A 21,775-nucleotide genomic window follows, 5' to 3' on the forward strand; every position below is an offset into this window, starting at 1 on the left:
TCACACTTCGACAGGCTCAGTGGCCCTACCGGTCGCTGAGCCTGTCGAAGTGCCGGCGCTTGTCAGATCCTGCGACCGCGGGGCATGAGCCGTACGTCGGGCAGGGGAGGTGCGGGGATGCGCACGTCGTGCCCCTCGACGACACCGAAGCGATCGGATGCCGCCTCCCACTCGGCCCGCGCCTCGACGATCTCTTCGTGATCACGACCGGCGAAGTTCCACCACATGACGATCTCGTCGGCGAAGGGTTCGCCACCGATCAGGAACAGCAGTGCGCCCTGCGCGCTCGACACCTCGACGGCATCCCTCGAGTCGCCGAGGTAGAGCATGTCGTTCTGCGCCAGGCCATGCGTCGCGACCGCCGAATCGCCCTCGACGAGCAACAGGGCGTGTTCCCACTCGGCGCGCAGCGGAAGCCGGATGCGGGTGCCGGCGGGCACCGCGATCTCGGCGCCGACGATGGGAGTGTGCACCGTGGCGGGAGAGGTGATGCCGGCGAACTCGCCGAGCACCACGGTGGCCATGGCATCCGCGCCCTCGTCGGCCTGCAGCGCGACCCGGGGCAGATCGGTGTGGCGCTCGAAGCCTCCCGCTCCCTGGCGTGCGCCGTCTGGCAGGACGACCCAGAGCTGCAGGGCATCGAGCGGGATCGGGTCGTCGCCGATCGAGTACTCGGAGTGGGAGATGCCGTTGCCGGCGGTCATCAGGTTGAGCTGCCCGCGTCGCAGGTCGACGTCGCTGCCGAGTGAGTCGCGGTGACGGATCTCGCCGACGAGCGGCCACGTCACGGTCTGCAATCCGATGTGCGGGTGCGGCTCGACGCGCATGCGGGTGTCGGCGGGGCCGAACCGGTCGAGGAAGCACCAGGCGCCGATCGTCGGCAGATTGCGGTGCGGCAGCACGCGCAGCACGTTCATGCCACGCACCCCGCCGAGGGGCACCTCGCGCGGTTCGAGGACGATGCGGCGCTCCCCGATTCGAGGTGCGACACCGTCAACCTGGCCGGACGCGGTCTCCGTCATCGGATTCTCCTTCGCATGGGTGCGTCTGCACTCGAGAGCGCGAGAGACTCATAGGCTCGGCGGATGATCGCTCGACGCACTCCCATTATCCTGCTCGCCCTCGGCGCATCGGTCGCGATGCTGTCCGGCTGTGCCTCGGGCGGGGATGCCGGCTTCTGCGGCCCGCTGCTCGAGGACTCGCAGACGTCGGCAGCCGCCTTCGCACCGGTGATCCCGGGGATGAACACCGAGGGGGATGTCGCAATGAGGCTCGCGCTCATGGACGAGGTCGAACCGACCCCCGAGCTGGCCGACGACCTCGAGGCGTGGAAGGGCTATCTCACGGTGGCGGCGGAATCGATCACCGACGACCCGACCGCGCTCATCGACGCATATGACGACGACGTCAAGGCGTCAGGAGAAGCTCTCTCCGACTACTACTCGGGCACCTGCCTGCAGTAGTGCAGCCTCGGCGGGGTCCGGCTCACGCTTCGGTGGGAGCCGTCCCCGGCCGCTTCGGCCAGCGGATCTCCGCGCCGGCGATCTCGTGCGTCGTCAGGTACTTCGCGATGTAGGGGCACAGCGGCACGATCGCGTCGCCGGATGCGGCAGCATCCGTCAGCGCCTTCTCGGCGAGGATGCCGGCGAGACCCTGCCCTTGGAACGCGGGGTCGATCTCGGTGTGGATGAAGCGGATCGCGCCGGGGCGCAGCTCGAACTCGGCGAAGCCCGCGAGCGTGTCATCCGAGCGGATCTCGTAGCGGGATTCTGCGTCGTCGCGGGTGACGGTGATGTCGGTCATCGGAATCTCCTTCGGGCGTCTGCATCAAACCTACGCCCGCTGAGTCGTGGAGGGGCGGGCCGAGGTCGGTGGGGGTCGTTACGCTGGAGGGATGCCGCAGACTCCCCGTGACCCGTATGAAGGATGGGTCCCTGAGCCTGTCGAAGGGTCAGACGAGCCCTGGGGCGGCGAGTGGGAACCCTCCGAACCGCCCGAGCCCATGGACTGGGAGCCTCAGGGGGCCGGGTTCGAGCCTCCGCTGGACTGGGGGCAGGGTCCCGTCACCCCGGTGACGACGAAGGCCGGGCGGCCGGCGCCGCGCCACACCGCATCGTCCACGGCATCCGCCCCCGAGGCGCGGCGCGCCACCCCCAGCCGATATCCGTCGGCAGCCGAGGCACTGCACACGGTGTTCGGCTACGACGAGTTCCGCGGCGACCAGGCCGCGATCGTCGATCAGGTCATCTCGGGCGGTGACGCCGTCGTGCTCATGCCGACGGGTGGCGGAAAGAGTGTGACCTATCAGGTGCCCGCTCTCGTGCGCGAGGGCACGGGGCTCGTGATCAGCCCGCTCATCGCTCTCATGCACGATCAGGTCGACGCCCTTCGGGCCAACGGCGTCAACGCCGCCTATCTCAACTCCACGCAGGCGATCGACGAACGGCGAGAGGTCGAGCGGGCGTATGTCGCCGGCGAGCTCGACCTCATCTACGTCGCCCCGGAGCGGCTGTCGTCGCCGCAGACCACGGCCCTGCTGCAGCGCGGCACTCTCAGCGTCATCGCGATCGATGAGGCGCACTGCGTGTCGCAATGGGGCCACGACTTCCGCCCCGACTATCTCGCGCTCGGCGATCTGGGCGAGCGGTTCCCCGGTGTTCCGCGCATGGCGCTGACGGCCACCGCCACTCGCGCGACGCACAAGGAGCTCACCGAGCGACTGCGGCTCGCCTCGGCCAAGCACTACGTCGCCAGCTTCGACCGACCCAACATCCAGTATCGGATCGTGCCCAAGGTCGATCCGCGCAAGCAGCTGGTCTCCTTCATCCGTGCGCAGCCCGAGGGATCGGTGGGGATCGTCTACGCGCTGAGCCGCAAGTCGGTCGAGCAGACGGCGACCTATCTCGCCGCGCAGGGTTTCGATGCCCTGCCGTACCACGCGGGCCTCCCCGCCGAGGTGCGAGCGAAGAACCAGTCGCGGTTCCTGCGCGAAGACGGTGTGGTGATGGTCGCGACGATCGCGTTCGGCATGGGCATCGACAAGCCCGACGTGCGTTTCGTGGCCCACATCGACCTGCCGAAGTCCGTCGAGGGTTACTACCAGGAGACCGGTCGCGCGGGCCGCGACGGCGAGCCGTCGATCGCCTGGATGGCCTACGGTCTGGGCGACGTGGTGCAGCAGCGCCGCATGATCGATCAGAGCCCCGGTGATCGTACGTTCAAGATGCGCCTGGGGCAGCACCTCGACGCGATGCTCGCGCTGTGCGAGACGGTCGAATGCCGTCGCCAGAACCTGCTCGGCTACTTCGGCCAGGACTCGCAGCCCTGCGGCAACTGCGACACCTGTCTCGAGAACCCCGAGACGTTCGACGGGCTGGTGCCCGCGCAGAAACTCCTCTCGACGATCGTGCGCCTCAAGCGCGAGCGCAATCAGTCGTTCGGCGCCGGGCATCTGATCGACATCCTGCGCGGGGCCTCGACCGAGCGCATCCGCCAGCAGGGGCATGAGAAGCTCGCGACGTACGGAATCGGCGCGGATCTGTCGGATCAGGACTGGCGCAGCGTCGTCCGTCAGCTGCTCGCGCGAGGGATCATCGTGGCGCAGGGCGACTACGGCACGCTCGCCCCCGGAGAGCAGTCGGCCGGTGTGCTGAAGGGTGAGACGCCTGTTCCGCTGCGCAAGGACACGATCGGACGGCCGGTGTCCAGTCCACGGGCGCGCAAGGCGAGTGCGGCGGACGCTCTCGACGCCGGCGACCGTCCGCTGTTCGAGGCGCTGCGAGCGTGGCGCGCCGAGACCGCACGCGAGCAGGGGGTTCCCGCCTACATCGTGTTCGGCGATGCCACCCTGCGCGCGCTCGCCGAACACCGGCCGGCCTCACTGGCAGACCTCGATGGCATCACCGGCATCGGCGCCAAAAAGCGTGACGCCTACGGCGAGGGCGTGCTCGCGGTGATCGCCGCGGCCTGACTCGCACCGCATCGCTCGACCCATCGCTCAGCGCAGGGGAAGCACGTCATCGAGGTGTGCCGTCAGGTGCGCGGCGATGTCGACCGCGTCGCGGTCGTACAGCCATTGGTACTGCAAGCCGTCCCACAGTGCGACCAGCCAGATCGCCTCGTGCTCGGGGTCGCGGTGCTCAGGCAGGTCGCCATCGATGCTGGCGAGTCGGAACAGCTCCGTGAAGTAGTCGATCGCCTGAGAGAAGCGGGTGGTGAAGTAGTCATGTGCAGGGTGCGCGGCGGGCACCGCCTCGCACGACAGCACGGCGTACACCTCGATCAGCCCCGGTTCGTCGAGAGCGCTCACGCGGGCACCGCTGGGGATGCTCCGCAGCGCGTCGGCCGCACGATCGACGCGCACCGCGTCGCTGCGCATCCGGATGGCGCTGTCGCGCTCGGCGAGCACTGCGCTCAGCAGCAGCTCCTTCGACGGGTAGTGGTGCAGCAGCGTGGACTTCGAGACGCCGACCGCCTGAGCGATGTCGCGCAGGCTCGTGTCGCCGTAGCCGCCGCCGGCGAAGAGTCGGGTGGCGTCGGCGAGGATCTGCGCCCGGCGGCGGCGGCCGACTTCGTATCCCTCGGTGTCGTCGTCCGTCGCATCGGCGCCGAAGACCGGAGGCAGGGGGCCGGCGGGCCTCGGTGATGCGAGGGGCTGGTCGGGATCCCGCCACCGGTGCGGCAGGGCCCACAGCGACTCGCGCTCCTCGAGCATCTGCACGACGTCGACGCGGTCGGGAAGATACTGGGAGATCAGCTGCAGTCCGTCCCAGCCGGCCATGTGGCGCGTGGTCTCGTCGGCCACGCATCGTTCCGAGCCGATCGTGCCGTGCAGAGCCGCATCGGCCAGCACCTCGGAGCTCAGCTCGCGCAGTCGCGCGTAGCGCTCACGCATCCGCTCATGTGCAGGGTGAGCAGGGGCGGATGCTTCGCCCGTGAGTGCCGCGAAGAGCTCGAGGTAGCCGGGGGTGTGAGCGTTTCGCCGGGCGACGTCGGCGAAGATCAGCTCGCCTGAGTCCGACGCGGTCGCGATGAGATCGAAGGCTTTCTCGTTCTCCTCCTCGAATCCGGCGACGACCTCGGCGAGCAGGTCGTCCTTCGAGGCGAAGTGGCCGAGGAGTCCGGGGTGGCTCACGGATGCCGCGGCAGCGATGTCGCGCAGTGACGTGGAACGGTAGCCGTTCGAGACGAACAGCTCACGGGCGGCATCCACGATCCGCTGACGCGTGGCTGCGGCGCGCGCCTGACGCGAGCCCGTCGTCATCGCTGTCGCCATCGCTCCCCCTTCCCCCTCATTCTCTCTCATTACCGATCGGTAGATATTCACTTACCAATCGGTCGATATTCCGGTATTGTCTTCTTCACGTCAGGTCGCAGATGACCGACGAACCTTGCCCGAAAGGACTCCCCCATGACAGAGCTGTCATCGGCCGCCACCGCGGCTGCCGTCGGTACCACCGGCTTCAAAGCACCAGGCATCACTCCGGTGAAGACACCCCGTGGCTACACCCCCGGGCTTGCCGCCGTGAACTTCGGCGTCTACCTGGCGCTTCTCACCCCCGTGATGGTGTCGATGGCGTTCAAGATCCAGCGTCTCGACCCGGTGAACACCGAGGGCAGCCTCGGTCTCGTCATGGGCGTCGGTGCCGCGTTCGCCCTCATCGCGAACCCGCTGGTCGGGCGTCTCTCCGACCGCACGACGTCGAAGTGGGGCATGCGTCGCCCCTGGATCCTGGGTGGTGCGATCGTCGGCCTCGGCGGATTCGCGATCATCGGAGCCGCGACCTCGGTACTGGTCGTCCTGCTGGCCTGGTGCCTCGTGCAGGCGTCGATGAACGCGGTGCTCGCCGCAGCCAATGCCACGCTGCCCGATCAGGTGCCGGTCTCGAGCCGCGGCAAGGTCTCAGGCATCGTCGGAATCACGACGCCCATCGGCATCCTCGCCGGCAGCTTCATCGTGAACTTCCTGCCGGGTGACTTCGAGCGGTTCTTCGTGCCCGGCGCGATCGCCCTGGTGCTGGTCGTCATCTTCGTGCTCACGTTGAAGGACCGTCGTCTCACCGAGAAGCCGGCCACCCGATTCACGGTCGGCACGTTCTTCGGCTCGTTCGTCTTCAACCCCCGCACGCACCCGGACTTCGGATGGACCTGGCTGACCAAGTTCTTCGTGATGTTCGGATACGCGGGCATCGCCACGTTCCTTCCCCTGTATCTCGTCACCAGGTTCGAGCTCGACGAGCAGGGAGCGGTCGGCACCATCCTCATCGCGAACCTCGCGTCGATGGCTGCCATGGCGATCTCCGCTCCGCTGGGAGGATTCCTGTCGGACAAGATCGGCAAGCGCCGTCCCTTCGTCGCGATCGCCGGAGTGATCATGGTCGTCGGCCTGGTGATCCTGGCCCTCGCGCCCTCGATCCCGGTCGTCATCGTCGCACAGGCCATCATCGGGCTGGGGGCCGGCTCGTTCCTGTCGGTCGACCTCGCTCTCGCCACCGAGGTGCTGCCCAACCCCGACGACGTGGCCAAGGACCTCGGCGTGCTGAACATCGCGAACGCGCTCCCGCAGTCGATCGCTCCCGCCATCGCACCGAGCATCATCGCGCTCGGCGCAGCGACCCCGCTCGGCGGCTACACCACCTGGTACCTGTTCGGGGCGCTCGTCGCCCTCGCGGGTGCCGTGCTCGTCTACCGCATCAAGGGAGTCAAGTGACCATGGCCGACACAGATGTGATCACCGCACGACCGTGGCTCGACTCGAGCCTGACGATCGATGAGAGAGTGCAGCTGCTGCTCGACGAGATGACCATCGTCGAGAAGGCCGGGCTCTTCTTCCACACCATGATCGCCATCGGCGATCTCGACGACGCCAATCCGATCTTCGGCACTCCGAGCGCGCGCGAGTTCGTCGAGGGCAAGAACATGACGCACTTCAATCTGCTGGGCGCCGCGCCCACCGGGCGCGAGATCGCCGCGTGGCAGAACGAGCTGCAGCGGCTCGCCGCCTCGACCCGGCTCGGCATCCCGGTCACCCTGTCGACCGACCCGCGGCACTCGTTCAGCGAGAACCCCGGTGCGTCGATCCTCGCGGGGCCGTTCTCGCAGTGGCCCGAGACTCTCGGCCTCGCAGCGACTCGTGACCCCGAGCTGGTCGAACGGTTCGCTGATATCGCTCGGCAGGAATATACGGCGGTCGGTCTGCGTGTTGCGCTCCACCCGCAGGTCGATCTCGCCACCGAACCGCGGTGGGCGCGGCAGACCGCGACCTTCGGTGAGGATCCCGAGTTGACGGGCATTCTCGGATCGGCATATATCCGAGGGTTCCAGGGAGAGTCCTTCGGGCCCGGATCCGTGTCGACCATGACGAAGCACTTCCCCGGAGGCGGACCGCAGCTCGACGGAGAGGATCCGCACTTCCCCTACGGCCGCGAGCAGGTCTACCCGGGCGGCGAGTTCGAGCTGCACTTGCGGCCGTTCGAAGACGCCCTCGCCGCCGGCACCCGCCAGATGATGCCCTACTACGGCATGCCCGTCGGCACCGAGTACGAGGAGGTCGGCTTCGGCTTCAACAGGTCGGTGGTCACGGGGCTGCTGCGTGAGCGGTTCGGATTCGACGGCCTCGTCTGCACCGACTGGGGGCTGATCAACGACGCCGAGATCTTCGGGCAGCCGTTCCCCGCTCGCGCGTGGGGTGTCGAAGACCTGTCGCCGCGCGAGCGCATGCGCAGAGTGCTGGATGCCGGCGTCGACCAGTTCGGCGGTGAGGATTGCCCCGAGCTGCTGCTGGAGCTCATCGCCGACGGGTCTGTCTCGGAAGACAGGCTCGACGTCTCGGCTCGACGGATCCTGCGCGAGAAGTTCGAACTCGGGCTCTTCGAGAACCCGTTCGTCGACGAGGATGCGGCTGACGAGATCGTCGGTCGCGCAGAGTTCCGTGCCGCCGGAGAAGCGGCCCAGCGAGCCTCCGTCACGGTGTTGACGAACGACGGCGTGCTGCCGTTCGCCACCGGGCTCACGCTCTACGTCGAGGGGATCGACGCCGAGATCGCGTCGGCCTACGGCGACGTCGTCGCGACGCCGGCCGAGGCCGATCTCGCGGTCATCCGCCTGCAGGCGCCGTTCGAGCAGCGCGACACCACCTTCGAGAACTTCTTCCACGCGGGCTCGCTCGAGTTCTCCGAAGAGGTGCTCGATCACGTGCGCGCGATCGCGCGGACCGTTCCGACCGTGGTCGACGTGCTCGCGGATCGGCCGCCGATCCTCGAGCCCATCACGGATGCGGCGGCTGCGGTCACCGTCAACTGGGGCGCCTCGGGAGCCGCACTGCTCGACGTGCTGTGCGGCGTCGCGAGCGCGCAGGGCCGGCTGCCGTTCGACCTGCCCAGGTCGATGGCGGCGGTCGTCGCCTCCCGCCCGGATGTGCCCTTCGACACGGCGGATCCGCTGTTCCGATTCGGTCACGGGCTCACGCTGTAGGCCTCGCCCCACCCTTTGAGACCGCCCCGCAGGCATCGACCTGCGGGGCGGTCTTCGTCGTTGTGGAGAGCGCTGCGGCTGCGTACCGCCGAGGTGGATTTTCGTCTGCAAGAACGCGATCCTCGGATCAACCTGCCGAACGGCTGCGTTCAACAGCGAAGAAACGTCTCTCCCCATGACGTTCTGCGAACGAAGTCTGGACGTTGGCTGGACTTAACCGGTGAAATATCGCAATACTGTCTGGACATGCGCTCGGTCGACACCTGTCGGCGCCTGGGGAGGGCCTTGTGACGCGGAACATCTGCATCACGGGAGAGGCGAATGAGAATCATCGAGGGGAAGAGTCTGCGGCGACGCAGAGCAATCGGGGGAGGCATCGCCGGCGTCACCGTCGGAGCGGTGGTCCTCGCGGGGGCGTTGGTGCCGACAGCGGCGAACGCGCTCGACGACGCGAATCCGAACGATCCGTCGGTAGCACAGGGGCAGATCATCCAGTTGCCCGCCGATCTGCTCGGCGGACTGGACGTGGCCGCGCTCGGCCACACGATCACCAGCAACCCCGCCGCGGCGGGTCCGGAGCTCGGCGGTCTCGATCTGGCTCTGCTGGAGGCGCTCAGCATCGACGTCGGCGCGCTCAACGTGCCGCTGCTGACCGACGGCACGACGCCCGGGCTGCTGCAGCTCGGCGATCTGGGAGGCGCGCAGAGCTTCAGCTCGTCGCCGACTCAGACCCAGTCGATCGCATCGGCGGGCGCGATCACCTCCGGTGGCGCCATCGACGCCGGCGCGATCGACGGAAGTGTCGCCCCTGGTTCGCTCGAGCTGACCGACCTCTTCGACCAGCTCGCCGTCGCCGGTCTCACCGATGCGGTGCTCGACGAGGCTTCCATCAGCATCGGCGCGCTCGCATCCCGGGCCGAGTCGAACACCGCGACGGAGACCTCCGAGTACCGCATCGCGGGCTTGGACGTCGACCTGCACAGCCAGTTGCTCGACGACCTCGCCGACACGCTCGGTACGACTGTCCAGGGAGCGCTGACCCCGGTGAGCGACCTCGTCGGCCCCGGGGGCGCGCTGACCGGCCTGCTCGGCACGGTCACGTCGACACTCGAGGCCCTCAGCCTCTCGGCGCTGGGCATCCCCGTGATCTCGGTGGACGCCACCGACTCCGATGTCTCGATCGCGGGCCTCGACACGGTCGGTGCGACCGTCGTGGACGAGGTGCTGAACGAGCCGCTCGAGAACACGACGGGCTCCGTGCTCGTCGACCTCGAGACCGGGACGATCTCGGCCAACCTCGCGCAGATCCTCGTCGAGACCGGTGTGGGAGCCGATCTGAACAGCCTCCCGGCGAACACGCCCGTGCTGTCGGCCGCGATGATCTCGGCGATCCAGCAGGGCGTCACCTCGGCGCTCACGGGAACTCACGCGAACAGCCTCAACGGAAAGCTGTCGTCGATTCTCACCACGACACTGAACGAGCTGCAGGTGACGCTGCAGGTCGACGTCAATCTCACCGCGGCGATCGTGGGGACCGTCGCGAGCGGCGGAGTGACCGTCCAGGGAACGCTGGCGCAGTTCGCCGGCACTGACCCCACCGACCCCACGGTCACGAGCGACCTGGCGCTGGCCGGTCTGGACCTCGGTGACATCCTCACTCCGGTTCTCGGGGCGGTGACGGGCGCGATCGCGACCACGACCGGGCCACTCGTCGACACCGCACTGACGAGCGTCGTCCCCGGCCTGCAGACCACGCTGGCCGGGCTGACCGGACCGCTTCTCACGACCCTCGATCCTGTTCTGCAGGGCGTGCTCTCGCAGGTGGCGACGATCACGATCAACGAGCAGTCCGAGCCGGGAGACATCCCGGGCGACAGCTTCACCGTGCGTGCGCTGGCGATCGATCTGCTTCCGGCCGTGGGCGGAGGGGTCGAACTCGACCTCGCATCGTCGACGGTCAAGTCGGCGGTCGCGGCAGTCGCAGCGATCGACGCGGCTGACACGGTTCAGGCAGGCACGAGCCTTCCGGTCACCGGCTCCGGCTGGCCGGCCGACACCGACGTGTCGGTGCAGGTCACGACAGCCGGCGGCACGCCGGTAGGCGACCCCGTGACCGTGACGACCGATGCATCGGGCAACTTCACCGGGGGCGTCTTGATCCCCGCGTCGACGGCCCCCGGCACCGGATACATCGTGACGGCCACCGACGGCACCAACACCGCGACGGACACCACCGAGATCACGGCCGCTGCCGCGATCGACGCCGCACCTGCAGTGCAGGACGGCACGGACCTCGGCATCTCCGGAACGAACTGGCCCGCGAGCACCGAGATCTCGGTGCAGCTCACAGCACCCGGCGGCGGCGCGAACATCGGCGGCCCCGAGCTCGTGACCACCGATCCGTCGGGGGCGTTCACGCTCGACTACCCGGTACCTGCCGGCACCCCTGCCGGAACCGGGTACACGGTCACGGCGACGGTGGGAACGCAGACCGCGACGGACACGACCGAGGTGACGAACGCTCCGGTCGCCTCGATCGACGCGGCCCCGGTCGTCCAGGCCGGAACCGACCTCGCGGTCACGGGAGCGAACTGGCCCGCGAACACCGAGATCTCGGTGCAGCTGACGGCTCCTGGTGGAGGCGCGGATGTCGGCGGCCCTGAGACGGTCACGACCAACGGCGACGGCGAGTTCACGCTCGCATACCCGGTGCCCGCTTCCGCTGTCCCGGGAACGGGTTACACGGTCACCGCCACCGACGGAACCGACACGGCGATCGACACCACCGAGGTGACTGCCGCCGCAGCAGTGGACGCGGCCGACACCGTGCAGGCAGGCACGAGCCTTCCCGTATCGGGTGCGAACTGGCCGGCGAACACCGTCGTCGAGGTGCAGCTCACCGACCCCGACGGCCTCGACGTCGGCGGTCCTGAGACGGTCACGACCGATGGAGACGGCGGGTTCACCCTGAACTACCCGGTTCCCGCATCGGCCACACCGGGCACGGGCTACACGGTCACCGCGACCGTGGGCGAGCAGACGGCGACCGACACCACCGAGGTGACCGCTGCTGCAGCTGTCGATGCCGCGGACACGGTGCAGGCCGGCGCCAGCCTTCCCATCACCGGCACCGGCTGGCCTGCGAACACCGAGGTCTCGGTGGTGCTGACGGCACCGGGTGGCGGCACGACCGTCGGCGCTCCTGTGTCGGTCACGACCGATGCCTCGGGAGGGTTCACGCTCGATTATCCGGTTCCCGCTTCGACGGCTCCGGGTGCGGGCTACACGGCCACCGCCAGCGTCGGCCCCCAGTCGGCTACCGACACGACCGCAGTGACCGCGGCGGCTACCGTCGACGCGGCTGCGACCGTCGAGGCGGGCACTGACCTTGCCGTCACCGGTGCGAACTGGCCGGCGGACACCGAGGTCACTGTGCAGCTGACGGCCCCGGGCGGCGCGCTCATCGGCACACCCCAGACGGTGACGACCGGCGCTCTCGGCGGCTTCGCGATCGACTATCCGGTGCCCGCGGGAACCCCCGCAGGCACGGGATACACGGTCACCGCGAGCGCGGGCGACCAGACGGCGACCGACACGACCGAGGTGACGGCGGCTCCTGTCGTCGTCGACGCGGCCGCATCGGTTCCGGCCGGCACCAACCTCGCTGTCACCGGCTCCGGCTGGCCCGTGAACTCCACGGTGTCGCTGCAGCTCACCGCCCCCGGTGGGGGAGCAGACGTCGGAGGCCCCGTGACTGCGACCACCGACGAGTTCGGTGCGTTCACGGAGAACTATCCGGTCCCCGGTGACGCGGAGCCCGCTGCGGGCTACCTGCTCACCGCCACATCGGGTGCGTTCAGCGCCACGGACACCACCGAGGTGACCGCTGGCGACCCGGGTGACGTCAACACCAACGCGGCGGCTTCGGCATCGGCTTCGGCTGACGCCACGGCAGACGGCGACCCGTCGGCTCAGGCAGCGGCTGAAGCCGCAGCCCTCGCCGACGCGACGTCGGCGGCATCGGCGGCCGCGACATCTGACGCCACCTCGGCGGCTGACGCGGCGGCGACGCCGGACGCGTCGTCGACGGCGACCACTGATGTCACGTCGACGGCCAACGCCGCTGCGGCTGTGGCCGCGCAGGCGGCGGCTCAGGCCGACGCATCGGATGACGTGAACGCGGATGCATCGACGGCGGCGGAGTCGAACTCCGCGGCCTCGTCCGAGTCGGCGGCGACGACGGACTCGTCGACCGACGCCTCTTCCGAGGCAGCGGCGAACACGAACGCGGCGGCTTCGGCATCCGCTTCGGCGAACGCCGATGCCTCGTCCGACGCGATCGCTGAAGCGTCTGCACAGGCTGCGGCCTTCGCGGATGCCACGGCAGAGGGCTCGGCTGCGGCCGACCCGGCTGCCGAGGCTGCGGCGGAATCGGCGGCGACGGCGACCTCGTCGACGGCCGCAACGGCTGACGCGACCTCGGAGGCGAACGCCGGAGCGGCGATCGCTGCTCAGGCCGCAGCGCTGGCCGACGCGACGACCGACACCGCGGCTGAGGCCTCGGCGACGTCCGACGCCTCGACGAGCGCGGCATCGAACGCGGGTGCGGCGGCGATCGCCAACGCATCGACCGATGCCTCCTCCGACGCGGTCGCCACGGCTGATGCGTCGGCGGCGGCGGATCCGACGGCTGAGGCCGACACCAACGCCTCGGCATCGGCTGCGGCATCTGCTCAGGCGGATGACGACAGCAACGCTGCGGCGCAGGCGGCGGCGGTTGCTGCGGCACTGGCTGATGCGACGAGTTCCGCATCGGCGGCGGCTGACGTGACGGCTGATGCGGCGGCTTCGGCGGCGGCTACGGATGATGCATCCTCGGATGCCTCGACCACGGCCACCACGGATGCGAACGCGTCTGCGGCTGCAGCGGCTCAAGCGGCGGCGCAGAACGACGCGACCTCGACGAGCGCGGCTGACGCCTCGGCTTCGGCCGATGCCGACCCGAATGCGTCGGCGGCTGCGGCGGCCAACGCCACCTCGTCGGCCACGGCGTCTGCGACGGCGGCGGCTGATGCCTCCGCTGAGGCTGCTGCTGAGGCGTCCGCCTCGGCGACGGCTGACGCGTCGGCTTCGGCGGATGCTGATGCAGACCCGACCGGCAAGATCGCCATCACGATCAAGAACCCGGTTCTGGAGCGCGGCGAGACGCAGACGGCGGTCGGCACCGGGTTCAAGCCCGGCGAGTCCGTCACCGGAGTGATGACCTCCGAGCCGATCGCACTGGGGACCAAGGTCGCCGATGCACAGGGCACGGTCACCTTCACCTGGACCATCCCGACGAGCACCGACCTCGGAACCCACGCGGTGACCCTGACCGGAGCGACCTCCGGCAGTGTCTCGGCCTCGTTCCAGGTCGTGGCCACTGGCCTCGCCACCACGGGTGGTGAGATCCAGGGCGGGTGGATCGCGCTGGCGGCTCTGCTGCTGATGCTCGGGCTCGGGATGACGAGGATCGCTCGTTCCAGACGGCCCCTCGTCCAGACGGAGTAACGCAGTGCAGGAACGCTGAGAGGTCGGGGCCGTCGCTGCGGCGGCCCCGACCTTCAGCGGTGAGAAGGATGTGGATGAGCACGATGACTGAGACCTCACCGGAAGTGCAGGATGCGGCGACTGCCGCGACCGCCCCTCGACCGCGCCCGACCTGGTGGGTGAAGCTCATCGCTTTCGCCGCCTGCCTGCTGACTCTGTGGCATGTGGGTGCGTCGTTCCTCTGGATAGCCCCGTACTCGGCGCTCCGGGAGATCCCCACGCAGGAGGTGCTCGCCGGATACATGCTGCCGATGTTCGGTCAGTCGTGGAGCGTCTTCGCGCCGGAACCGATCAACGGCGACTACCACTTCAACGTCCGCGCCGTCATAGAGAAGGACGGCCAGGAGATCGAGACCGGGTGGGTGAGCGCCACCGACGTCGAGCTCTCGATGATCCGCTACAACCTGTTCCCGCCTCGCGCCGGCATCCAGTCGAGTGAGGTCGCGAGCGGTCAGATGAACGCGTTCAACAAGCTGAACGACGATCAGAAGGCCGTCGTCGGACTCGACTTCGCAGAGGAGGGCTGGGAGGAGTGGATGGTGCGCTCGTTCGACGAGCTCGAGGGCGAGAAGCCGTCGACCGAGGCGTACATGGCCGAGGAGCATCTCTCCACCGCCTACGCCACTCAGGTGGCCTATGCGATCTGGGGCGCCGATGCGGTCGTCCAGGTCCAGTACCGCGTGAGCCGTCAGAACGTCGTGCCCTACGCCGACCGCAACGATCCGAGCGCGCAGCGCCCCGAACCCACGTTCTCGACGACCGGATGGCGACTGCCTGTAGAAGAGGAAGGGCAGAGTCGCGAGAACTTCGCCGACACCTTCCGTGCCCAGTTCGAGAGGATCCAGCCGTGAGCGCGCCGACCAGGACCGCGCCCAAGGGGGACGCGAAGAAGATGAAGGATGCCGGGGCTCAGACCGCCCGATCGACGGTGACCGCGCCCGCACCGGCATCCGCACCTCCGGCTCCTGACCCGTCGGTCGCGCCGGCCTCTTCTCCGTCGCCGGCGTCGCAGCCGCCCCGATCCGTCGTGACGCGTCTGCTGGGCTTCGCCTCGTCGATGATCGGCGGCCTGTGGTCGATGGTCCTCTCGGCGATCGACCGGATCTCGGCGTTCGTGGGGGACTGGCTCTTCAACGGCAAGAAGGCCCTCTACGGCCTGGCCGTCACCCGCATCCTCTTCGGCATCACGGCGATCGGTCTGCTCGCATCGAACTTCAGCACTCGTCTCTATACGTTCGGCTCGGGGTCGGCGTGGAACGGCGAGCTCGCCGAACCCGTCAGCGAGTTCCCGAAGATCTGGATCTTCAGCGCGTTCCATGCGGCGATGGGCAACGACGTCCTCTATACCGCTCTCTATCTGCTGCTCGCTGTGCTGGCCGTGCTGTTCGTGCTGGGGTGGCGCTTCCGGATAGTCCTTCCCGTGTTCTTCTGCCTCTGGGTCGGGTTCATCGAAGCGAACGACATGGTGGGCGACCAGGGCGACAACATGTTCCGCATCGCCCTGCTGCTGCTGTTCTTCGCCGACCCCGCGGCCCGCTGGTCGCTCGATGCCAAGCGTCGTGCGAAGAACGGAGAGTGGTTCGCTCCGGAGAGCCAGCCGGCTCTTCTGGGCACTGTCTTCCACAATCTGGCTCTCGTGGCGCTCACCGCCCAGGTGTGCTTCGTCTACGCTTCCGGCGCTCTGTACAAGGCCGGCGGTGCGCCCTGGGAAGAGGGTTACGCGGTCTACAACCCGCTCCAGACCGCCCGATTCGGCACGTGGCCGGTGCTGAGCGACCTCGTCACGACGTGGGGGCCGATGGTCGTCGCCGCGACCTGGGGGTCGATCATCCTGCAGGTGGCGTTCCCACTCATGCTGCTCACGCGGCCGACGCGTCTCATCGGTCTCGTCGGCATCCTCTCCTTCCACATCGGCATCGGCGTGCTGATGGGGCTGCCCTGGTTCTCGCTCACGATGATCGCGATCGACTCGATCTTCATCCGGGATCGCACCTGGGCGCGCCTGAGCTCCGGCACGAAGCGGCGTTGGGAGCAGGCACAGACGGCCCCACCCCGGCCCGCAGGCGTGGAGGTCTGAGGTCCCGCTCTCGCGCGGACTGTGGTCTGACGACAATCCGTCGGGGAGTTGCCCCCGCCGGTGCTTGGAGGATGCATACACAACAGTTCGCCCCTGGTTGTGGCAGACCTACCATGGACGTATCCCCACTTCCCTCAGAGAGGAACGCTCATGGTCGACGCCGCCGTCCGTCCGAAGACGACTCGCCCCCACGCCGATAACGCAGACGCGAACCTGCGGTTCGATGTCGCCCGGGTCACCGACCTGCTGATGGGCACCTGGGCCGACACCCGCCGCGAGGCGCGCGAGCTGATCAAGGACTCGGCATTCTGGCGCGACGACGAGCTCGGCAAAGACGAGCACCGCGAGCGCGTGCTCAGCCAGCTGCACCTGCTCGTCGAGAACAAGGCCGTGCATCGAGCGTTCCCTAAGTCGCTGGGCGGCGAAGACAACAACGGCGGGAACATCGCCGGCTTCGAAGAGCTCGTCGTCGCCGACCCGAGCCTGCAGATCAAGTCGGGTGTGCAGTGGGGCCTGTTCGGCTCCGCGATCCTGCAGCTGGGAACGACCGAGCATCATGAGAAGTGGCTGCCCGGTGTCATGGACCTCTCGATCCCCGGCGCCTTCGCGATGACCGAGATCGGGCACGGTTCCGATGTCGCCGCGGTCGGGACGACCGCCACGTACGACCCGAGCACCGAGGAGTTCGTGATCAACACGCCGTTCCGCGGCGCCACGAAGGAGTACCTCGGCAACGCGGCGCTGCACGGAGTGGCCGCGACGGTGTTCGCGCAACTGATCACGAACGGCGTCAACCACGGCGTGCACTGCTTCTACGTACCGCTGCGCGGAGAAGACGGCGTCGACCTGCCCGGCATCGGACGAGAGGACGACGGACTCAAGGGTGGCCTGAACGGCATCGACAACGGCCGTCTGAGCTTCGACCACATCCGCATCCCGCGCACGAACCTGCTCAACAAGTACGGAGACGTCGCTGCCGACGGCACGTACTCGAGCGCGATCGACAGCCCCGGCCGTCGCTTCTTCACGATGCTCGGCACGCTGGTGCAGGGGCGCGTATCGCTCGACGGCGCGGCTTCGTGGGCCTCGGCTCTCGGTCTGAAGATCGCGATCACCTATGCCACGCAGCGCCGTCAGTTCGACGGGGCCGACGGGCAGGAAGTCGTGCTGATGGACTACGGCAAGCACCAGCGCCGTCTGCTGCCTCGCCTGGCCACGACCTATGCGCAGATCTTCGCGCACGACGAGTTCCTGCAGAAGTTCGACGGCGTGTTCTCGGGGCGCACCGACACTCCTGATGACCGCGAGGATCTGGAGACTCTCGCCGCGGCTCTCAAGCCGCTGTCGACCTGGCACGCGCTCGACACGCTGCAGGAGGCTCGTGAGGCCTGCGGCGGTGCCGGCTTCATGTTCGAGAACCGTCTCGTGGGCCTCCGAGCCGACCTCGACATCTACGTCACGTTCGAGGGCGACAACAACGTGCTGCTCCAGCTCGTCGGCAAGCGGCTGCTGACCGACTACGCCAAGCAGTTCACCGGCAAGGATGCCGCGGCGCTCGCCAAGTTCGCAGTCGGGATGACCGCCGGAAAGCTGTTCCACGGTGCCGGCCTGCGTCAGTTCGGCCAGTCGGTCGTCGACCTCGGTCAGGTCTCGCGTGCGGTCGAGAACGGCCTGCGCGAGGAGCAGCAGCACATGCTGCTCGCCGAGCGCGTGCAGCAGATGGTCGCCGACATCGCGGGTCGTCTGCGTCCCGCGGGCACAGACAAGGTGCTCGGCGCGAAGCTGTTCAACGAGAACCAGGCCGAACTGATCGAGGCCGCACGCGCGCACGCTGAGCTGCTGCAGTGGGAGGCGTTCACGGACGCCGTCCATCGCGTCGAGGACGCCGACACGAAGAAGGTGCTCACCTGGCTGCGTGACCTCTTCGGACTACAGCTCATCGAGAAGCACCTTGCGTGGCACCTCATCAACGGGCGTCTGTCCACGCAGCGCGCTGCCGCGGTCTCTCGGTACATCGACCGCCTGTGCGCTCGTCTTCGTCCGTATGCCCTCGACCTGGTCGACGCCTTCGGGTACGAGCCCGAGCACGTCCGTGCGCCGATCGCCTCCGGTGCTGAGCGAGAGCGTCAGGACGAGGCGCGCGAGTACTACGCGGCGCTCGCGGCATCCGGTGATGCGCCCGTGCTGGAGAAGACGCTGAAGAAGAACGCGAAGCGCTGACGCGGCGTCGCCGCGGTCAGGTGCCACAGGGGAAGGCGCGGGTAGTGTCGATCTGTCCCGCCCGAACCGACCGAGGAGCCCCAGATGACCCGTGTCAACGCCTACGCCGCACCCAGCGAAGCCGCACCGCTCGAGAAGACCGTCATCGAGCGTCGCGAACTCGGCCCGAACGACATCCTGATCGACATCGCATTCGCGGGCATCTGCCACTCCGACATCCACACCGTGCGCGGTGAGTGGGGTCCGCAGAGCTACCCGCTCGCGCCGGGACACGAGATCGCCGGCACCGTCGCCGGCATCGGGGCTGATGTCACGAAGCACTCCGTCGGCGACCGCGTCGGGGTCGGATGCCTTGTGAACTCGTGCGGAGAGTGCCGCAACTGCCAGCGCGGCGACGAGCAGTTCTGCTCCAACGGCGCGATCTTCACCTACGGCAGCGAGGATCGCGACGGCACCATCACTCAGGGTGGATACTCCGAGCAGGTCGTCGTGACCGAGTCCTTCGCCGTGCGAATCCCCGACGCCCTCGGACTCGACGTCGCGGCACCTCTCCTCTGCGCGGGGATCACCACGTACTCCCCGCTGCGGCACTGGAACGTCGGCCCTGGCACGCGAGTGGCGGTCGTCGGGCTCGGTGGGCTCGGACACATGGGCGTGCAGATCGCCCACGCGCTCGGCGCCGAGGTGACCGTGCTGTCGCAGACTCTCAGAAAGAAGGATGACGGCCTGCGACTCGGAGCAGACCACTACTACGCGACGAGTGATCCCGAGACGTTCCGCTCGCTGCGCGGATCATTCGACGTCATCCTCAACACGGTCAGCGCCGTCGTCGACCTTCGCGCCTACCTCGGTCTGCTCGACGTGGGCGGGTCGATGGTGTGCGTCGGCGCGCCCGCAGAACCACTCGCGGTCAACGTCTCGTCGTTGATCGGCGGGCGGCGATCGCTCGCCGGGTCGAACATCGGCGGCATTCAGGAGACGCAGGAGATGCTCGACTTCTGCGCCGAGCACGGCATCGCCTCCGAGATCGAGGTCATCTCGGCAGCGCAGATCAACGAGGCGTACGAGCGCGTGCTCGCGTCGGACGTGCGCTATCGCTTCGTGATCGACGCCGCCACCATCGCGGACTGACGATCGAGAGGGGAGTCCCCGGGGTGTTCGCACACTCCGGGGACTCCTCTCTTTCTTCGGCTCGTCCCCGCGGTGCTCCGTTCTCGCGGATCGGCGTCGCTGGGGAACGTCCGTCTCCTCTCTTCGCCCGCGCTCTTTCTTCGCCCGCGCTCTTTCTTCGTCCGCGCTCTTCCTTCCTCCGCGTCGTCTCTCTTCGCTGGCACACTCTCGCCTGTTCTCCCTTCTGTCCTCCTTCTCGCCATCTCCGCTCTCTTCTCCTTCTCCTCTCTCTTCTCCTTCTCCTCTCTCTTCTCCTTCTCCTCTCTCTTCTCCTTCTCCTCTCTCTTCTCCTTCTCCTCTCTCTTCTCCTTCTCCTCTCTCTTCTCCTTCTCCTTCTCCTTCTCTCGTCTTCTTCTCTCGTCTTCTTCTCTCTTCTCCTTCTCTCTTCTCCTTCTCTCTTCTCCTTCTCTCTTCTCCTTCTCTCTTCGTCTGTTTCGCTTCTGCTTCGGGCTCGCCACGTCACTTCTGATGCTGTGTGCTCTCGCGGGCCGCCCGACCAATCTGCGTTGTATCGGGAGATTGGAATATGGCGTTGAGCTGGGGTTATTCGGCGCGGTTTCGGGTCTTGAATGTCGGTGGTTCGGGGTTGACTGGGGGGTATGAACAGCACTGCGGAGCTTCTGGATCGGGTCATCGCTGACCTTGATGCGGTGCTGTCCGATGATGCTCTGGCGGGGTTGTCGGATGCGGATCGGGTCATGGTGTTGCAGGGTGCGGGGGCGGCGTTCCGGCGGGTCGAGGCGGTGATCGTGGAGACGGTGGCAACGGCGGACACCGGTGACTTCGCCCATTCGGCGGGCTGTCGGGGCCTGAACGAGCTGTTGCAGCGGACGGTGTTGGTGGATGTGCGGGGAGCGGCCAGGGTCGACAAGGTCGTCGATCTGGTGCGGCGGCCGGTGAGTCTGGCGGGGGAGCGGATGCCGGCGCGGTGGTCGGAGATGCGGTTGGCCCTGTTGGATGGGGTGGTCGGTATCGCGGGGTTTCTGGCGGCGACGGGTCCGATCGAGAAGGTGTGGGATCGGCTCACGGTCGATCAGCGGTTGGCGGCGGATGTCGCGTTGGCGGGGTGCGCCCGCGGGCACGGACTCGACACGGGACTCGACGAGGACCCGGATGCCGATGAGGTTCCGGATGCGGATGAGATTCCGGATGGTGACGAGGTGGGGGCGGGTCCGTCGCCGACCACGCAGGATGTGAAGGGTTTGGCGGAGGATCTCGCGTCGATGTTCGATCCGGATGGTGAGGAGCCGAAGGACGAGGATGCTCGGCGTCGTCGGGGGATCACGATCGGTCGGTTGACGGACGGGCTGCATGCGATCCGCGGCTACCTGACCCCGGAGGCGGCGGCGCAACTGCAGCTGATCATGGACGCATTCCTCAACCCCAAAGGTGACGGGCCACCCATGCCGGGAGTGTTCTTCGCACCGAGCGAGGGCTCCGATGACGACGCGGATACTCCTGACGCTGACGCTGACGTGGAGAGCGATGCGGAGGAGACCGATCCGTTCAACTCCGACCCGCGGTGTGTGCTCGATGACCGCACTGCGGCGCAGAAGCGCCATGATGCTCTGACTGCCGCTCTCGGGATCGCCGCCCGGCACAAGGACATGCCCACCCTCGGTGGCGCGTCACCGGTCGTTGTGGTGACCGTTGACGCGAAAGACCTCGCCCATCACGCCGCCGGCGCCAGCGGTGCCGCCTTCGGACAGGCTGCGTCCGGCGCGTCCGGAGCGTCCGGAGCGGGCGGTAATGGTGGGTGGGCGACGATTCCCGGTTCCGGCGCTCACGTCCCGGTCTCGGTGGCGGCGCAGGTCGCGTGCGCGGGAGCGATCCAGCGGGTCCTCATGGACGAGGGCCGCATCATCGGGATCACGACCACCGACCGGATCTTCACCGTGCATCAACGGCGGGCGATCATCGCCCGCGACAAAGAATGCCTGATCCCCGGATGCCACGTCCCCGCCTCCTGGTGCGAGATCCACCACGTCACCGAACACTCCCGCGGCGGGCCGACGCATACGGACAACGGTGTGCCGTTGTGCTGGTGGCACCACCGCTCCCTCGGCACCTCCGGGTGGGAGATCCGCATGAACGACGGCCTCCCGCAAGTCCGCGGACCGGCATGGTGGGACCCCGACCAGCAATGGCGCACCCCACGACTCAGCCTCCCCAGACCGGTGGCTGTTCGGCGCGCGCGGATCCGAATCTGACCACGCTCCGACACGTCTCGCGGTGGTGACACGGACT

Annotated in this window: 14 protein-coding genes; 10 read left to right on the plus strand and 4 right to left on the minus strand. The window is 68.1% G+C overall.

Going from position 1 to position 21,775, the window contains the following annotated elements; translation table 11 throughout:
- Positions 1–62 precede the first annotated feature (62 nt).
- Complete coding sequence (locus ACIOU8_RS10850; protein ID WP_400789094.1) at positions 63–1,022, minus strand: pirin family protein; 960 nt, start codon at positions 1,020–1,022, stop codon at positions 63–65.
- Positions 1,023–1,085: 63 nt separating this feature from the next.
- Here ACIOU8_RS10850 and ACIOU8_RS10855 point away from each other — a divergent pair, with 63 nt between their 5' ends.
- Entirely contained in the window at positions 1,086–1,463 is a 378-nt protein-coding gene (locus tag ACIOU8_RS10855) for a hypothetical protein (RefSeq protein ID WP_400789097.1), read from the plus strand.
- Between the two features lie 22 nt (positions 1,464–1,485).
- Here ACIOU8_RS10855 and ACIOU8_RS10860 read toward each other — a convergent pair whose 3' ends face one another.
- The gene (locus ACIOU8_RS10860) at positions 1,486–1,803 is read right to left on the minus strand and encodes a GNAT family N-acetyltransferase (RefSeq protein WP_400789100.1); all 318 of its coding nucleotides are present in this window, start codon (positions 1,801–1,803) and stop codon (positions 1,486–1,488) included.
- A 91-nt stretch (positions 1,804–1,894) separates the two neighbouring features.
- Here ACIOU8_RS10860 and recQ point away from each other — a divergent pair, with 91 nt between their 5' ends.
- Complete coding sequence (recQ, locus tag ACIOU8_RS10865; RefSeq protein WP_400789103.1) at positions 1,895–3,970, plus strand: DNA helicase RecQ; 2,076 nt, start codon at positions 1,895–1,897, stop codon at positions 3,968–3,970.
- A gap of 27 nt (positions 3,971–3,997) precedes the next feature.
- Here the strand turns inward: recQ and ACIOU8_RS10870 are convergent, their stop codons facing one another.
- Positions 3,998–5,275, minus strand: a complete 1,278-nt coding sequence (locus ACIOU8_RS10870) for a TetR/AcrR family transcriptional regulator (protein WP_400789106.1) — start codon at positions 5,273–5,275, stop codon at positions 3,998–4,000.
- Between the two features lie 135 nt (positions 5,276–5,410).
- Between ACIOU8_RS10870 and ACIOU8_RS10875 the strand changes: the two genes are divergently transcribed.
- The 7 genes from ACIOU8_RS10875 (at position 5,411) to ACIOU8_RS10905 (ending at position 19,489) form a co-directional block, all read left to right on the plus strand.
- Positions 5,411–6,709 (plus strand): MFS transporter, encoded by a 1,299-nt coding sequence (locus tag ACIOU8_RS10875; RefSeq protein WP_400789109.1) that lies wholly within the window; start codon positions 5,411–5,413, stop codon positions 6,707–6,709.
- Positions 6,710–6,711: 2 nt separating this feature from the next.
- Positions 6,712–8,472, plus strand: coding sequence for a glycoside hydrolase family 3 protein (locus tag ACIOU8_RS10880; RefSeq protein ID WP_400789112.1), 1,761 nt, complete (start codon positions 6,712–6,714; stop codon positions 8,470–8,472).
- Between the two features lie 321 nt (positions 8,473–8,793).
- On the plus strand, positions 8,794–14,022 hold the full coding sequence (locus tag ACIOU8_RS10885; protein ID WP_400789115.1) for a choice-of-anchor G family protein: 5,229 nt from the start codon (positions 8,794–8,796) through the stop codon (positions 14,020–14,022).
- A 74-nt stretch (positions 14,023–14,096) separates the two neighbouring features.
- The gene (locus tag ACIOU8_RS10890) at positions 14,097–14,912 is read left to right on the plus strand and encodes a DUF5819 family protein (protein WP_400789118.1); all 816 of its coding nucleotides are present in this window, start codon (positions 14,097–14,099) and stop codon (positions 14,910–14,912) included.
- Entirely contained in the window at positions 14,909–16,138 is a 1,230-nt protein-coding gene (locus ACIOU8_RS10895) for an HTTM domain-containing protein (protein WP_400789121.1), read from the plus strand. Before ACIOU8_RS10890 ends, ACIOU8_RS10895 begins: the two co-directional genes overlap by 4 nt.
- Before the next feature lie 150 nt (positions 16,139–16,288).
- A complete protein-coding gene (locus tag ACIOU8_RS10900) occupies positions 16,289–18,358 on the plus strand; it encodes an acyl-CoA dehydrogenase (RefSeq protein ID WP_400789124.1) in 2,070 nt (689 codons plus the stop codon).
- Positions 18,359–18,442: 84 nt separating this feature from the next.
- Complete coding sequence (locus ACIOU8_RS10905) at positions 18,443–19,489, plus strand: NAD(P)-dependent alcohol dehydrogenase (RefSeq protein ID WP_400789126.1); 1,047 nt, start codon at positions 18,443–18,445, stop codon at positions 19,487–19,489.
- Here ACIOU8_RS10905 and ACIOU8_RS10910 read toward each other — a convergent pair.
- The gene (locus tag ACIOU8_RS10910) at positions 19,450–19,986 is read right to left on the minus strand and encodes a hypothetical protein (protein ID WP_400789129.1); all 537 of its coding nucleotides are present in this window, start codon (positions 19,984–19,986) and stop codon (positions 19,450–19,452) included. The genes ACIOU8_RS10905 and ACIOU8_RS10910 overlap by 40 nt on opposite strands.
- Before the next feature lie 141 nt (positions 19,987–20,127).
- On the opposite strand from ACIOU8_RS10910, the gene ACIOU8_RS10915 reads away from it, so the two are divergent.
- On the plus strand, positions 20,128–21,738 hold the full coding sequence (locus ACIOU8_RS10915; protein ID WP_400789132.1) for a DUF222 domain-containing protein: 1,611 nt from the start codon (positions 20,128–20,130) through the stop codon (positions 21,736–21,738).
- The last annotated feature ends 37 nt before the right edge of the window (positions 21,739–21,775 follow it).

The organism is Microbacterium sp. NPDC087589, assembly GCF_044743635.1.
GTDB lineage: Bacteria > Actinomycetota > Actinomycetes > Actinomycetales > Microbacteriaceae > Microbacterium.